The 14,992-nt window shown below is 56.5% G+C and carries 16 protein-coding genes; 11 read left to right on the top strand and 5 right to left on the bottom strand.

What is annotated here, in order from left to right; translation table 11 throughout:
* The 4 genes from JWR17_RS24265 to JWR17_RS24250 all read left to right on the top strand — a co-directional run.
* Positions 1 to 366: extracellular solute-binding protein (locus tag JWR17_RS24265; RefSeq protein ID WP_299835582.1), on the top strand; the 366-nt coding region annotated here is incomplete at its 5' end.
* Between the two features lie 73 nt (positions 367 to 439).
* A complete protein-coding gene (potA, locus tag JWR17_RS24260) occupies positions 440 to 1,582 on the top strand; it encodes a polyamine ABC transporter ATP-binding protein (RefSeq protein WP_299835580.1) in 1,143 nt (380 codons plus the stop codon).
* A gap of 35 nt (positions 1,583 to 1,617) precedes the next feature.
* Positions 1,618 to 2,499, top strand: coding sequence for an ABC transporter permease subunit (locus JWR17_RS24255; RefSeq protein WP_299835586.1), 882 nt, complete (start codon positions 1,618 to 1,620; stop codon positions 2,497 to 2,499).
* Complete coding sequence (locus JWR17_RS24250) at positions 2,496 to 3,395, top strand: ABC transporter permease subunit (protein ID WP_299835578.1); 900 nt, start codon at positions 2,496 to 2,498, stop codon at positions 3,393 to 3,395. The genes JWR17_RS24255 and JWR17_RS24250 overlap by 4 nt, the downstream gene beginning before the upstream one ends.
* Before the next feature lie 143 nt (positions 3,396 to 3,538).
* On the opposite strand, the gene JWR17_RS24245 is transcribed toward JWR17_RS24250, so the two are convergent.
* On the bottom strand, positions 3,539 to 5,950 hold the full coding sequence (locus tag JWR17_RS24245; protein ID WP_299835576.1) for a penicillin acylase family protein: 2,412 nt from the start codon (positions 5,948 to 5,950) through the stop codon (positions 3,539 to 3,541).
* 72 nt (positions 5,951 to 6,022) lie between these two features.
* On the bottom strand, positions 6,023 to 6,601 hold the full coding sequence (locus tag JWR17_RS24240) for a DUF6436 domain-containing protein (protein ID WP_299835574.1): 579 nt from the start codon (positions 6,599 to 6,601) through the stop codon (positions 6,023 to 6,025).
* 118 nt (positions 6,602 to 6,719) lie between these two features.
* Here JWR17_RS24240 and JWR17_RS24235 point away from each other — a divergent pair, with 118 nt between their 5' ends.
* Positions 6,720 to 7,673, top strand: coding sequence for an alpha/beta hydrolase (locus JWR17_RS24235; RefSeq protein ID WP_299835573.1), 954 nt, complete (start codon positions 6,720 to 6,722; stop codon positions 7,671 to 7,673).
* Positions 7,674 to 7,686: 13 nt separating this feature from the next.
* On the opposite strand, the gene JWR17_RS24230 is transcribed toward JWR17_RS24235, so the two are convergent.
* Positions 7,687 to 8,445: a hypothetical protein gene (locus JWR17_RS24230; protein ID WP_299835571.1), complete on the bottom strand. Its 759-nt coding sequence runs from the start codon at positions 8,443 to 8,445 to the stop codon at positions 7,687 to 7,689.
* Positions 8,446 to 8,565: 120 nt separating this feature from the next.
* Here JWR17_RS24230 and JWR17_RS24225 point away from each other — a divergent pair, with 120 nt between their 5' ends.
* The 3 genes from JWR17_RS24225 to JWR17_RS24215 all read left to right on the top strand — a co-directional run bounded on the left by JWR17_RS24225 (position 8,566) and on the right by JWR17_RS24215 (position 10,295).
* Positions 8,566 to 9,198 (top strand): 2OG-Fe(II) oxygenase, encoded by a 633-nt coding sequence (locus JWR17_RS24225; protein ID WP_299835570.1) that lies wholly within the window; start codon positions 8,566 to 8,568, stop codon positions 9,196 to 9,198.
* Between the two features lie 60 nt (positions 9,199 to 9,258).
* Positions 9,259 to 9,708 carry a DUF4399 domain-containing protein gene (locus JWR17_RS24220; RefSeq protein ID WP_299835568.1) on the top strand — a complete coding sequence of 150 codons (450 nt, stop codon included), beginning with the start codon at positions 9,259 to 9,261 and terminating at the stop codon, positions 9,706 to 9,708.
* A 143-nt stretch (positions 9,709 to 9,851) separates the two neighbouring features.
* Positions 9,852 to 10,295, top strand: a complete 444-nt coding sequence (locus JWR17_RS24215) for a DUF4399 domain-containing protein (RefSeq protein ID WP_299835566.1) — start codon at positions 9,852 to 9,854, stop codon at positions 10,293 to 10,295.
* Between the two features lie 56 nt (positions 10,296 to 10,351).
* On the opposite strand, the gene serA is transcribed toward JWR17_RS24215, so the two are convergent.
* The gene (gene serA / locus JWR17_RS24210; RefSeq protein WP_299835564.1) at positions 10,352 to 11,581 is read right to left on the bottom strand and encodes a phosphoglycerate dehydrogenase; all 1,230 of its coding nucleotides are present in this window, start codon (positions 11,579 to 11,581) and stop codon (positions 10,352 to 10,354) included.
* Between the two features lie 157 nt (positions 11,582 to 11,738).
* Here serA and JWR17_RS24205 point away from each other — a divergent pair, with 157 nt between their 5' ends.
* Complete coding sequence (locus JWR17_RS24205) at positions 11,739 to 13,133, top strand: FAD-binding oxidoreductase (protein WP_299835563.1); 1,395 nt, start codon at positions 11,739 to 11,741, stop codon at positions 13,131 to 13,133.
* Between the two features lie 33 nt (positions 13,134 to 13,166).
* On the top strand, positions 13,167 to 13,832 hold the full coding sequence (locus JWR17_RS24200; protein WP_299835562.1) for a fumarylacetoacetate hydrolase family protein: 666 nt from the start codon (positions 13,167 to 13,169) through the stop codon (positions 13,830 to 13,832).
* Between the two features lie 110 nt (positions 13,833 to 13,942).
* Here JWR17_RS24200 and rpiA read toward each other — a convergent pair whose 3' ends face one another.
* The gene (gene rpiA, locus JWR17_RS24195) at positions 13,943 to 14,614 is read right to left on the bottom strand and encodes a ribose-5-phosphate isomerase RpiA (protein WP_299835561.1); all 672 of its coding nucleotides are present in this window, start codon (positions 14,612 to 14,614) and stop codon (positions 13,943 to 13,945) included.
* 239 nt (positions 14,615 to 14,853) lie between these two features.
* Between rpiA and JWR17_RS24190 the strand changes: the two genes are divergently transcribed.
* Positions 14,854 to 14,992, top strand: a 139-nt coding sequence (locus tag JWR17_RS24190) for a hypothetical protein (RefSeq protein WP_299835584.1), incomplete at its 3' end; no start/stop codon positions are given.

The raw sequence follows: 14,992 nt of genomic DNA, 5'->3' as shown, positions 1-14,992 counted from the left end.
CAGGCCCGCAACCGCGCGAACGAAGCCAAGAAAGGCGTAAAGATCGCGTACACCATTCCCAAAGAGGGCGGCGCCCTGTGGTTCGACATGCTGGCGATTCCAAAAGACTCGGCCAACGTCAAGGAAGCCCACGCCTTCATCAACTATTTGCTGAAACCTGAAGTGATCGCGCAGGTCAGTGATTACGTCGGCTACGCCAACCCTAACCCCGGGTCGGACAAACTGATGGAACAGTCCATTCGCACCGACGAAGCGGTTTATCCACCGCAAGCAGTCCTCGACAAGACGTACGTCTCGGTCGAGTTACCACCGAACATTCAACGTTTGATGACCCGCAGCTGGACCAAGGTCAAGACGGGTAAATAGCTTCAAGGCTCAAACTATCCAAGGTTGGCTCACCTTGAGCGAACTGCACTCTTTTTTTCTGGGAGTTTCGTAAATGGCAGTTGCCTCCGGCGCCTATAAGAAAGCCCTCGAGGGCGACCAGACACCGAAACAGGTGTTGGTCAAAATCGACCGGGTCACGAAGAAGTTCGACGAGACGATTGCCGTGGACGATGTGTCCCTGGAAATCAAGAAAGGCGAGATTTTCGCCCTGCTCGGCGGTTCGGGATCGGGCAAATCCACGTTGCTGCGCATGCTCGCAGGCTTCGAACGGCCCACGGAGGGGCGCATTTTCCTCGATGGCGTGGACATCACCGATATGCCGCCGTACGAGCGGCCGATCAACATGATGTTCCAGTCTTACGCGTTGTTTCCGCATATGACTGTGGCGCAGAACATCGCTTTCGGTTTGAAGCAGGACAAGATTTCTTCGCAGGAAATCGACGCCCGTGTCGCGGAGATGCTCAAGCTGGTGCAGATGAGCGAATACGCCAAGCGCAAGCCTCACCAGCTATCCGGCGGGCAACGGCAACGGGTCGCCTTGGCGCGCTCGCTGGCGAAGAAACCTGAATTGCTGCTGTTGGACGAACCGATGGGCGCATTGGATAAAAAACTGCGCTCGCACATGCAGCTTGAGCTGGTTGAGATCATCGAGCGCGTCGGCGTGACCTGCATCATGGTGACCCACGATCAGGAAGAGGCCATGACCATGGCCCAACGTATCGCAATCATGCACTTGGGCTGGATAGCGCAGATTGGTAGCCCGATCGATATCTATGAAACGCCCACCAGCCGGTTGGTCTGTGAATTTATTGGCAACGTTAATTTGTTCGAAGGCGAGGTGATCGACGACGCTGAAGGCCACGCGCTGATTTCAAGCCCGGAACTGGAACGCAATATTTACGTTGGTCACGGCGTCAGTACCTCAGTGGAAGACAAGCGCATCACGTACGCGATTCGCCCGGAAAAGCTACTGGTCACCACCGAAATGCCGACCTGCGAACACAACTGGTCACGGGGCAAAGTGCATGACATCGCTTATTTGGGCGGGCACTCAGTGTTTTATGTGCAGTTGCCGTGCGGCAAGTTAGTCCAGTCATTTGTTGCCAATGCCGAGCGTCGGGGAGCGCGGCCAACATGGGATGACGAAGTGTATGTCTGGTGGGAAGACGATAGCGGCGTGGTATTGCGTTCATGAAAAATCAGAAATTTCAGCGTGCACTCACTCGAATAATTCCCGGTGGCCGGCAGTTGGTCATCGGAGTGCCCTTTATCTGGATGTTCCTGTTCTTCATGCTGCCGTTCATCATCGTGCTGAAGATCAGTTTTGCTGAAGCCGATGTAGCGATTCCGCCGTACACCGAAATTTTCAGCTTCGTTGAACAAAAGCTCTCGGTAATCCTGAACTTCGGCAATTACGCGATGCTTGGCGACGATGAGTTGTACATCGCTGCCTATCTTGGCTCGCTGAAAATGGCCTTTTTCAGCACGTTGCTGTGCCTGTTGATCGGTTATCCCATGGCCTACGGCATCGCCACGGCGAAAAAGGAAAGCCAGACGGTGTTGCTGCTGTTGATCATGATGCCGACCTGGACGGCTATCCTGATTCGGGTTTATGCCTGGATGGGTATTCTGAGTAATAACGGACTGCTCAACTCGTTTCTGATGTGGCTGGGCTTGATTCATGAGCCGCTGCAAATACTTAATACCAATCTGGCGGTGTACATCGGCGTGGTGTATTCGTATCTGCCGTTCATGATTTTGCCGCTGTTCGCTAACTTGGTTAAACATGATCAAAGTTTGTTGGAAGCGGCCTCGGATCTGGGGTCGAGTACCTTCAACAGCTTCTGGAAAATTACCGTGCCGCTGTCGAAAAACGGGATTATTGCCGGCTGTATGTTGGTGTTTATTCCCGTGGTGGGCGAGTTCGTGATTCCGGAATTGCTGGGCGGTCCGGAGACGTTAATGATCGGTCGCATCCTCTGGCAAGAGTTCTTCAACAACCGTGACTGGCCGGTAGCATCTGCATTGGCGGTGGTGATGTTGGCGATTCTGATTGTGCCAATCATCCTGTTCAACCGCAGCCAGGCCAAAGAACTGGAGGCAAAAGCATGAAGGCTTTCAGATTCTCCAATGTGATGCTGGTGCTGGGCCTGGTGTTCATTTATGCGCCCATGGTCATTCTGGTTATTTACTCGTTTAACGCTTCCAAGCTGGTAACGGTTTGGGGCGGCTGGTCGGTGAAGTGGTACGTCGGCCTGTTGGACAACACACAACTGATGGGCGCGGTGGCGCGCTCGCTGGAAATCGCCTGCTACACCTCGGTCGCTGCGGTGGCGTTGGGCACCATGGCCGCCTTTGTGCTCACCCGGATTGCGCGCTTCAAGGGCCGCACCTTGTTTGGCGGCCTGGCAACTGCGCCATTGGTCATGCCGGAAGTGATCACGGGTTTGTCGTTGTTGCTGTTGTTTGTGTTTATGGCGCAGTTGATCGGCTGGCCGCAAGAGCGCGGCATCGTCACCATCTGGATTGCCCACACCACCTTCTGCGCCGCGTATGTCTCGGTGGTGGTGTCGGCACGTTTGCGCGAATTGGACATGTCCATCGAAGAAGCGGCCATGGACCTCGGCGCGCGGCCATGGAAGGTGTTCCTGCAGATCACCATTCCGATGATCGCGCCGTCGCTGGCGGCCGGGGCAATGATGTCGTTCGCCTTGTCATTGGACGACCTGGTGCTTGCCAGCTTCGTCTCTGGCCCAGGTTCAACCACGCTGCCAATGGAAGTGTTCTCTGCGGTACGTCTTGGGGTGAAACCGGAGATTAATGCCATCGCCAGTTTGATTCTGTTAGCGGTGTCGATTGCGACGTTCATGGTCTGGTTCTTCACCCGGCGCGCCGAAGACACGCGCAAACGAGCGATTCAATTGGCCATCGACGAAGCCGCGGCGGATTCATGGAAACAACCCGACCCAAGGCGCGCACCCGCGCCAAAAGCGGTGGAACCGGCCTGATCCAAGACCTGTAGAAGCCAACGTGTTGGCGAGCTTCTAGGCGGGCTGTTTTGCCATTGCTTCGCCATTGCCCGCCATCGCCTCGCCAACACGTTGGCTCTTACAGAGATTGCGGCTCTGTTTCTGAACCCGCCGCGCAACATTTATTTAACGGGCACCAGGCGCAATGTCGTGCGGGTACTCGCCGCCACATCCGCCTCATCAAAATGCTGTGGCACATACCCGCCTTCGACGTAGGTTTTGGCCTGATCCGAGTAGTGTTCATCAAACAGCACGCCGCTTTGTCCAACCGGGTTGATCCCAAGGCTGTGGGCGGGGTCGGCGAAGTCGATTAGGCGTCGGGTCGACGGGCCGTAGGTCACCGGCCAAGGCGCTGGGCTGATGCGGGCTGACAGGTTATTAGGCACTTCATGTGTACCGGGCGCCGGGAAGGGACCGACGTTAAATATCCGATCCAACGGCTTTTTCACGCCCAACGGATGCTCGTGGGTCAGGGTGTGAGCTTTGCCCCACTGCCATTCATCCGCGTTGTTGCCGTACAGGGTTTTTAGGTGCGAAACACTCTCGTGCCACGCCTGCTTGACGACGTCGGCACGGGTTTCCTTGGCGGGGGTGTTGCGGTTGTCCCACCACGGCGAGTCAGGGTCGGCGACCAATCGTGGCAGGGCTGAATCAATCACCCGTGTCGCCAGTAACGAATCGAAGAAACCATCGCCGAGTTCGTCGTGCAGGGTGTCGTTGATCAAATGAAACAAGAACTCGTTGAACAGCGTGGCGCCGACTGAATCCAGCGAGTAATCGCCCTTCCAGCTCACTAACCGCTCCATCAGTTTGACCTCGAGCGGGTCTGAAACCACACTGCGCAGCACTGGAACTAACGGCTTCAGCACCCGTCCGGCATAGGCGGTCTCGGTACCGAGTTGCAGCTTTTTACTGCTTTCCAGATCCCACTTCACTGCCGGGTCACTCAACTGTCTATTCAGTTGTTGGCCGCGATCCGCGAGGTTGTAGTAACCGGGGATCTCCATCCCGGTCGGCGATACCGGTTGCGCATTGGCCGACACGATGTAACCCCGTGGCGGGTTTTCTTCCTGAGGATTGGCGCTGAACGGATAAAAACCGCCTTTATCCGCTTCTGCCGTGCCGCCATCAAGAATGAACGTTGGATTCACGCCTTCTGGCCGAATCGGCAGTTGCGCCGCCGCCCACCAGCCAATGTCACCTTTGGCGTTGGCCCAGACCAAATTCAGGCCAGGCGACTGGATTTTCTCGGCCGCCGTGCGCATTTTGCTCAAGGTGTCGGCGCGATTGGCCTCGTAGAACCCTTCGATGATCGGGTTCTCCGATTCCAGAAATGACCACCACAGGGCAATCGGCGCCGGGCCGGCCATGGCGCCTAACGCGTCGTTAATGATCGGGCCGTGGGGTGAGCGCCGCAGATCCAGAGTTATTGCTGGCAAACCCTTGATCTGAATTTGCTGCTGGCTGTGGGTCATGTCGACCCAGCCACCGTGGTACCACACCTGATTGGGATTGCCCGGATTGACCCGCTCGGCGATCAGGTCCACGTCGTCGTTCTGGAACATGGTCAAGCTCCAACCGAAGTCGCGGTTGTGCCCGAGCGCCGCAAACGGGTCAAGGGGCTGATGATGCCCATACAACTCGAAGCCTGGCGCCGACAATTGCGCCTCGTACCACACCGATGGCACCGAAAAACGAATGTGCGGATCGCCGGCCAATAATGGCTTGCCGCTTTTAGTCCGGCTGCCGGAAATCACCCAGGCGTTGCTGCCCTCGAATTGTGGCAGTCCAGCTTCTTCCAGCGCCCGCTGGCTAAGCTGAGCCAGGGCGTCCAGACCTTTCCAATCAGCGCTCATCAGCGCGGGAGCTGACCCCTGGGCCTGACCGAACGCGCCCTTGGGCTGCCACGCCAGATCAAAAATGTTCAGGTATTGCGGACCCAGTTCGTCACGAACATAAGTCATCAGCGGCTCTGTGCGAAACGCCGCCGCAAAGCTGTAGGCCATGTAACCGGCTACGCTCAGCGTATCTGCTGCTGTAAAGGGCCGTTTTTTAATGCCCAACACGTCGAATTCGATGGGGCTGGCGTGGGTGTCCTGATATTGGTTGATACCGTCCAGATAGGCTTCAAGCGCTTGCCAGGAAGGTACTTGCTTATCCTGTTGCGCGACCATGGCGTCGGCGCGTTCGCGAATGCGCAGGCTACGGAACAGCTTGTCGGTGCCCACTAACTTGACGCCCAGCACCTCCGCCAGCTCGCCCCGGGACAGGCGTCGCATCATTTCCATCTGAAACAACCGGTCCTGGGCTTGTGCATAACCCAAGGCGCGGTACATGTCAGCTTCGTTTTCAGCGTTGATATGCGGGACGCCGCGTTCGTCATAACGCACGCTGACCGGTGCCTGAAGATGCTTTAGCGCCACCTCGCCTTGACGCACAGGCTGTTTGCTGTGGACGTACCAAAATCCGCCGCCCACCAAAATGGCGACGACAACCAAGAGAATGAGGGCGAGAACGGTTATGCCGCGTTTCATCTGAAGTCCTGTCATTGAGCCAGTCCGGGTTAGCAGGCTACAGATTTGCCCTGTGGTTGTGAACCGCGTTGCTCAGGGGACAGCCAGCCACGGGCAATAGCAGCCAACCGCCAGGGTGTGCGTTGCGTTGACCGAGCGGCCGGCGCTGAGCGCCTTGAGGATCGGCTCGATGAAACTGTTACTGGAATTACAGGTGGCGCCTTCGCTGTACGGGCCGAAGTACGCCAGGTTGCCGTCGCGGTCCCAGATCGCTACGGCAGGGCTGGCGGTGATGCGCTCGGCTCCCGGCAGGCTTTTCAGCGGCTTTATCGCGTCCAGGGTGCTGGGCAATCGGCCTTGAGTGCCCGGTTTCTGTACGGAGTAGAAATCAACCCCCTGCGCGCCGCCGAACTGTTCCACCAGTTCGGTCAGGTGCTGTTGATTGCCAACGTTGCATGGACACGCCGGGTCCCAGAAGTGCACCAGGCGAATTCGCCCCGGCCCCGCCAGTGCTGCAGGCAAACTCAATACGTCACCGGCGAACGATGCGGTCTGGTCGCTGAAGGGTCGAATGTAGCGCCCCTGAAACCAGTCATACGCCGCCCACAGGCCAATGGCGCATACAAGCGCCAGCAAACAGGCAAGGATGGTGGGGCGATGGCCAGGGTTCATATAAGTCGCTTATGTTTTAAGGCGCATAGCTTGCCATGCCTGGTGAGACAGATGAATATCTCTGCTGTCTGATTGACTTGCTCGGATGCAAATGACGTCCGTTTTGCCTGGAAGCCCCATGTCCGCCACATTCGATCCTGATACTTTGCGATTCAGCCTGCAGCCGTTGCTTGCAGAACAGCCATTGTCCGAAGCGGGGCAGGCCTATCAGCGCTTCTATGGTTTGGCGACGGGGACAGGTTCGGCGCCCATTCGCAGTTGGCTCGGGCGCTTTGATATCGCCGGTTATGAAGTCGTGAGTCAGGTCTGGATTCCTCAGCAGCCGAGTGCGACATTGTTTTTAGTGCACGGCTTTTACGACCATGTCGGGCTGTATCGGCATGTCATCGACTGGGCGCTGGGCCGGGGTTTTGCAGTGATCGGCTGTGATCTGCCGGGGCATGGTTTGTCCAGCGGTGTTCGGGCGAGTATCGATGATTTTGACGAGTACCAAGTGGTGCTGCAGGCATTGTTCGACGAGGCCGCGAGCCTGCAACTGCCGCAGCCTTGGCATCTGTGCGGGCAAAGCACCGGCGGGGCGATTGTGATCGACCACTTGCTGATCCATGGCAACGACAGTCCGGCACAAGGGCAAAGTATCTTGCTGGCACCGCTGGTTCGTCCCCGTGGCTGGGGCTTGTCCAAGCTCAGCTATAGCCTGTTCAGCCCGTTCGTCAAAGGCATTGAGCGGCGATTTAGCGAGAACTCCAACGACCCTGACTTTTTACCGTTTCTACTGGCTGACCCGCTCCAGCCCCGACGACTCCCGACGGCCTGGGTGGGGGCGTTGGCGAAGTGGATCAAACGTATCGAGGCCGCGCCGCGCAGCACTCGCAGCCCGCTTATCGTACAGGGCGACGGCGACATGACGGTGGACTGGATACACAACCTTCAAGTCCTCAACGATAAATTCCACAAGCCGCAAGTGTTCATGCTGAGCGAAGCGCGGCACCATCTGGCCAATGAATTGCCAACGTTACGCGCGCAGTATTTTGCGTTTTTGGATGAAAGATTCGGTTTGCTTCACCGGTAAATTTACGCCCACATTACCTCACCGGCGCGAGGCTTGATGTGCTTTGCCCAACGGCCAACCCGGCGCGGATGGCGGCCAGGGCGGCCTGATAATACGTTTTGCCTTCCGGCGATTCTGCGAAGGTATCGAACTCTTCCAATTCCGGGTCGGAAAGGTCGCGATAGACATACAGCAGTGTGTTGTTCATGTCGTTGCCGATCTGCTGCATCAGGCGTTCACGCTGGCCGTCCAGCATGTTCTGTGCCTGACCACCGCCTAACAGGCCTGGAATCATCTGACTGAGGCTGTCAGCCGCCACTCCGGCGATGGCGAGGCTGACTTCGGCCCCGGCTTCGCGAACAGGCAGCGCCATTGCCAAATGGCCAATCAGCAGTTGGCGAGTCGCACTGGCTTCGATAACCGGCAGGCCCTGGGCATTTTTCGCCAATTGATCGGGACGCGTCGCGGTCAGTTCGGCGGTGACGATCTTGCGGCCCAAAGGCGACTGGAAGAACTGCAGCGCCGGCATCGGGTCCTGCAATACCTGGCGCAAATGCTGTTCGGCACGTTGGTCCATGGCTTGCGGCGCAAAGCGTTGGCTACTGTTATTGACCAGCGCTTGATAGACCGCAGGCGGCAGGCTGTTGCGGTAGCGCTGTTGAGCGGCGGTAAGGGCAGCGGTGAAATGCGCGCGTTGTTCTGGCCAACCGGCGACCTTGTACAGCAGGTCGTGGTCGTCTGCCCACGCGGGCAAGGTGCAGAACATCAACAACAAAACAAGCAAACGACGCATAGGGACTCCTGTCGACAGGGCGCTATTCTCAATGCGCTTGCGTGGATTTGTCGAGTTTTCACTGTATTCAATGCCCGTTTGCTTTGCAGGCGCTGTCGAACTTCAAGGCGTATGGATACTATGCGACCCATGCGAATTCCCCCTGATCACCCGCTGTTGCTACGAATCGTCGACGACTTGGCCGCCAACGGTTGGTCCCAGCAGAACATTTTCCTGACAGATGCTCTGACCCTTGAGTTGGCCGCCGAGTGCCGCAAGCGTTCCGAACGGGGTGAACTTGCGCCTGCCGCCGTGGGCCGTGGTCTGACCCAGGAAGTTCGAGAGGGTATTCGCGGCGATCGCATCCAGTGGCTCGAAGCCGGTGAAGTGACTGCATGCGACCGTTATCTGGAACTCATGGACAGCCTGCGGCAGGCGCTCAATCGCGGGTTGTTCCTCGGTCTGGAAGATTTCGAAAGCCATTTCGCCCTGTACCCGCCCGGAGCGTTTTACCTCAAGCACATCGATCGCTTTCGTGATGATGACCGGCGCATGATTTCTACCGTGTTGTATTTAAATCCGGCATGGTTGCCTGAGCACGGCGGTCAGCTGCGCATGAGCCTCAGAGATGAAGTGGAGCATGACGTGCAGCCCATTGGCGGTTGTCTGGTGGTTTTCCTGTCAGGTGAAATGCCCCATGAGGTTCTGCCATCCACCCGCGAGCGGCTATCCTTGACCGGCTGGTTTCGCCGTCGTGGCGATGACCCGTTCTGAGTGAAATGAACCGAAATCGTTGGTTCAGGTCCGATAAATGACGTTAACTCCGGAGTCACTATGAAGACTTATTTTCCACAAGTAGCTTCAAGAATAGCTATCGCGGGTCTGTTGCTGGGCGCTTCAGTTGTGGCTTACGCTGCCGATGTGCCGCGTACCGCTTCGCCTGCCGGTGCTGAGGAATACATTATTTCGCCCAAAGATGGCGCCACCGTGGACAAGACGTTCAAGGTCCAGTTTGGCCTTAAAGGCATGGGCGTGGCGCCGGCAGGCGTTGATATGCCTGACACTGGCCACCACCATTTGCTGATCGACGTAAAAGATCCGCTGCCACTGGATGCGCCGATCCCGGCGACCGACACCATCAAGCACTTCGGCAAAGGCCAGACTGAGACCGAAGTTACTTTGGCTCCAGGCAAGCACACCCTTCAGTTGATGATGGGCGACAAGGGCCACATTCCTTTGAATCCATCGGTTGAATCGAAGAAGATTACCGTTACGGTTAAGTAACTTGGGCAGCGCTGTCCGGTCCGGAAATATGCTGTAGAGGAAACGTGCTAGCCATCCTTTGAACGGCTGCGCATAGTCGGTCGCGACGCGAAGTCGCGCTCAAGTTGCTTTCTTACTTGTGACCCTCTACAGAACGGACTCTCATGCAAAAGCCATTCTTGCTAACCACGTTGGCTGCGGCCGTCTTCAGCCTGTCGATGACTGCCACAGCTAATGGCCTACCCCGAAATACAGCTCCTGCCGACGCCGAGGTCTATATCGTCACCCCTCAAGATGGCGCGGTGGTAGATAAAACATTTGCGGTGAAATTCGGCCTCAAAAACATGGATATCTCGCCCGCAGGCATAGATAAACCGGGCACGGGTCACCACCATCTGTTGATTGATACTGTGGAGACAGATCTGCCAGACATGAACTTCATATTACCCACTACGGACAAACTCCGGCATTTCGGCAAGGGTGAAATGGAAACCCAGCTAACGCTGGCGCCGGGCCAGCACACACTCCAGTTGTTGATGGGTGACAGGTTGCATATCCCCCATACAGCACCAGTCTTATCGAAGAAAATTACTATTACGGTCAAGTGAATCAAAAGTGAATAAAAAAGGAGACCCGAAGGTCTCCTTTTTTCACGCTGAGAAACCTAGAACAACACGCGGCTACGAATTGTGCCGTTGATGGTCTGCAGCTTTTCCTGGGCCAGGTCGGAGTAATCGGCGTCGACGTCGATGACCACATAACCAACCTTCTCGTTGGTCTGCAAGAACTGACCGGAGATGTTGATCCCGTTTTCGGCGAAGACCTTGTTGATCTCGCTCATCACACCAGGGATGTTCTGGTGGATGTGCAGCAACCGGTGCTTGCCGGGATGAGCAGGCAGCGCCACTTCCGGGAAGTTGACCGAAGACACCGACGTACCGTTGTCGCTGTACTTGACCAGCTTTTCCGCCACTTCCAGACCAATGTTGGCCTGAGCTTCGGCTGTCGAACCGCCGATGTGCGGGGTAAGGATCACATTATCCAGGCCACGCAGCGGGCTTTCGAACTCTTCGTTGTTCGAGCGAGGCTCGACCGGGAAGACGTCGATGGCGGCGCCAATCAAGTGCTTGTCCTTGATTGCGTCAGCCAACGCTTGTAACTCGACCACCGTACCGCGAGCGGCGTTGATCAGGATGCTGCCCTTTTTCATCGAGCGGATTTCTTTTTCGCCGATCATCCACTGGGTTTCAGCCGTCTCAGGGACGTGCAGCGTGACGATGTCTGCCAAGCCCAGAAGTTCGGTCAGGCTCGAAACCTGAGTGGAATTGCCCAGCGGCAGTTTGGTCAGCGTGTCGTAAAAGAACACCTGCATGCCCAGGCCTTCGGCCAGCACGGAAAGTTGAGTACCGATCGAGCCGTAGCCGACGATGCCCAGTTTCTTGCCGCGGATTTCGAAGGAGTTGGCTGCGCTTTTGATCCAGCCGCCACGGTGGCAAGAAGCGTTTTTCTCAGGAATGCCGCGCAGCAACAGGATCGCTTCAGCCAGCACTAGCTCAGCAACCGAACGGGTGTTGGAGTAGGGAGCGTTAAAGACAGCGATACCGCGTTCGCGAGCAGCGTTAAGATCGACCTGGTTGGTGCCGATGCAGAAACAGCCGACAGCGACCAGTTTCTTCGCACAATCAAAGACCTCTTCGGTCAACTGAGTGCGGGAACGAATACCGATGAAATGTGCATCGGCGATCTTTTCCTTCAACTCTGCTTCCGGCAGAGAGCCGGTGAGGTACTCAATGCTTGTGTACCCAGCGGACTTGAGAACGTCCACGGCTGATTGGTGGACGCCTTCGAGAAGAAGGAACTTGATCTTGCTCTTATCGAGAGAAGTCTTGCTCATCTGCGTAAACCTGTGTCCCGGAGAAAATGGCAGGGGGCGCACATCGGCCGTAGGCACGATTAGCGGGGGGCTATGCTAGCATATGCTCCCCGCGAAACACCCATTCCTGGACGTGAAGCGTTCTCAGGATGACCATGAATTGTTCGAGAGTTCCGTGATGACCAATCCTGCCCTGATAGAAGAGTTGAAGTCCCTGGTTGAGCCTGGCAAGGTCTTGACCGATGCCGATTCCCTCAACATTTACGGTAAGGATTGGACCAAACACTTCGCTCCCGCCCCGGTCGCCATCGTCTTCCCTAAAACCACAGAACAGGTGCAAGCCATCGTTCTGTGGGCCAATAAGCACAAGGTTGCGCTGGTGCCGTCGGGCGGACGAACCGGGCTTTCCGCTGCGGCAGTCGCTGCCAACGGCGAAGTGGTCGTCTCGTTCGATTACATGAACAAGGTGCTCGACATCAACCTGACCGACCGCACCGTGGTCTGCCAGCCAGGGGTCGTCACCGAACACTTGCAAACCCTCGCCGAGGACAACGGCCTGTATTACCCGGTGGATTTCGCATCCGCGGGCTCCAGCCAAGTGGGCGGAAACATCGGCACCAATGCTGGCGGGATCAAGGTGATTCGCTACGGCATGACCCGTAATTGGGTGGCGGGAATGAAAGTCGTCACCGGTAAAGGTGACGTGCTGGAACTGAACAAAGACTTGATCAAAAACGCCACCGGCTACGATTTGCGTCAATTGTTCATCGGCGCGGAAGGCACGCTGGGTTTTGTCGTCGAAGCCACCATGCGCCTCGACCGCGCACCGAAAAACCTCACTGCCATGGTCCTCGGGACCCGTGATTTCGACGCGATCATGCCGGTGCTACATGCGTTCCATAACAAGCTCGACCTGACGGCTTTCGAATTTTTCTCCGATAAAGCCCTGGCCAAGGTGCTGGCCCGGGGCGATGTACCGGCGCCTTTTGAGTCGGATTGCCCGTTTTATGCGCTGCTGGAATTCGAAACGACCACTGAAGAAGTGGCCAACGAAGCCTTGGCAACGTTCGAGCATTGCGTAGAAGAAGGCTGGGTCCTTGATGGCGTGATGAGCCAGAGTGACCAGCAGTTGCAGAATCTGTGGAAGTTGCGCGAATACATTTCCGAGACCATCTCGCACTGGACGCCTTACAAGAACGACATTTCGGTGACCGTCTCCAAGGTGCCGGCCTTCCTGCGGGAAGTTGATTCCATTGTCGGCGAGTATTATCCGGACTTTGAAATTGTCTGGTTCGGCCACATCGGCGACGGCAACCTGCACTTGAACATCCTTAAGCCGGAAAACCTGAGCAAGGATGAGTTTTTCGCCAAGTGCGCCACGGTCAATAAATGGGTATTCGAAATCGTGCAGAAGTACAACGGCTCGATTTCTGCTGAGCATGGCGTGGGCATGACCAAGCGTAACTATTTAACGTACAGCCGCTCACCCATCGAAATCGAATACATGAAAGCGGTAAAAGCCGTGTTCGATCCTAATGGGATTATGAACCCAGGCAAGATCTTCGCCGTTTAATCCATTAGGCCTACAGACTCAGGAGTCGCCCCCATGAGCTATCAGCACCAGTATATCGACGGTACGCGAATCCACTTTCCGGTGGGCAAAGTCGTCTGTATCGGACGTAATTACGCCGAACACGCCAAAGAATTGAATAACCCGGTGCCGACCGAGCCGTTACTGTTCATCAAACCGGGCAGCTGTGTGGTCGCGCTGGAAGGTGGGTTTACCATTCCTGCTGATCGCGGGTCGGTGCATTACGAAGCTGAGATCGTGGTGCTGATCGGCAAGCCGCTGACCACGAATCCGTCCCGTGAAGAAGTGCTGGACGCGATTACTGGCTTCGCCCCAGGCCTGGACCTGACGTTGCGTGACATCCAGACCCGGCTTAAAGAGAAAGGCTTGCCGTGGGAGATCTGCAAATCCTTTGACGGCGCCGCAGTCATCGCTCCGTTCGTATCGGCAGACGCCTATTCGGATCTGACCGATATCGGCATTCGCCTGTCGATCAACGGCGAAGTGCGCCAGGACGGTAACAGCAGCTCGATGCTCAACCCCATCGTGCCGATGATCCAGTACATGGCATCACAGTTCTCGCTGCAAGCTGGCGACATCATCATGACCGGCACCCCCGCAGGCGTCGGCCCGTTTGTGGCGGGCGATGAGATCGTGCTGGAATTGACCGGTATCAGTAAGTTCGAAAGCAGCGTTCGCTGAGTCAGCAGGTAATCATCCTGAAGGAGCCAACTTGTTGGCGAGGCGGTATGTCACGGTGTGTCTGATACACCGCCTCGCCAACAAGACGGTATCTACAGATACATGGCTAATCAGCGCTTAAGGGTTTTCACACCTTCCGCCGTGCCCAAAAACAGCAAATCAGCCGGACGTGCCGCGAACAGGCCATTGGTGACCACGCCAACAATGGCGTTGATCTGAGTCTCCAGCGCTACCGGATCGGTGATGTTCATGTTGAACACATCAATAATGATGTTGCCGTTATCCGTCAGCACGCCTTCGCGGTACACCGGATCACCGCCCAATTTGACTATCTGACGCGCCACATGGCTGCGGGCCATGGGAATCACTTCAACCGGGAGCGGAAACTCGCCAAGCACCGACACCAATTTGCTGCCATCGGCGATGCAAATGAAGGTTTTAGCGACCGCAGCGACGATTTTTTCTCGGGTCAATGCGGCGCCGCCGCCTTTGATCAAGTGCAAGCCCGCGTCCGTTTCATCAGCCCCATCGACGTAAAACTCCAGGTCGCTGACAGTATTCAGTTCATACACCGGAATACCGTGGCCCTTGAGTCGTGCGGCAGTGGCTTCCGAGCTGGCAACCGCGCCATCGAATGCGCCTTTGTGTTTGGCCAGCGCATCGATAAAGCAATTGGCGGTGGAGCCAGTACCGACACCGATGACGCTCTTGTCATCCAGTTTCGGAAGGATGAAGTCGACAGCGGCTTGGGCCACGGCCTGTTTGAGTTGATCCTGAGTCATGCTGGCTCCTAATCGAAATGAATACATCTGTGTCTGTAGGAGCCAACTTGTTGGCGAAGGTCGCGCGCGGTGTGTCTGAAACACCGTCTCGCCAACAGGTTGGCTCCTACAGGAATTTGTGTTTGCCGCGAGCAAAGGTGTGCAAAAGGGCGCGCATTATAGCGATAACCCGCCTTAAAACCGCGTCATTCTGAGTTAGACTTCGGACCCTGTCCTTATTCGCCAGTGATGCTTTCCCGATGCTCGAACAGTACGTCAAAAAAATCCTCACCTCGCGCGTTTACGACGTAGCCGTTGAAACCCCGTTGCAGGCCGCGCGCCAGCTGTCCGAACGCCTGAGCAATACGGTGCTGCTCAAGCGCGAAGACTTGCAGCCGG

Origin of the sequence: Pseudomonas sp. (genome assembly GCF_028293835.1) — a bacterium.
Classification (GTDB): Bacteria; Pseudomonadota; Gammaproteobacteria; order Pseudomonadales; family Pseudomonadaceae; genus Aquipseudomonas.
This window is presented reverse-complemented; position numbering and strand designations above follow the sequence as displayed.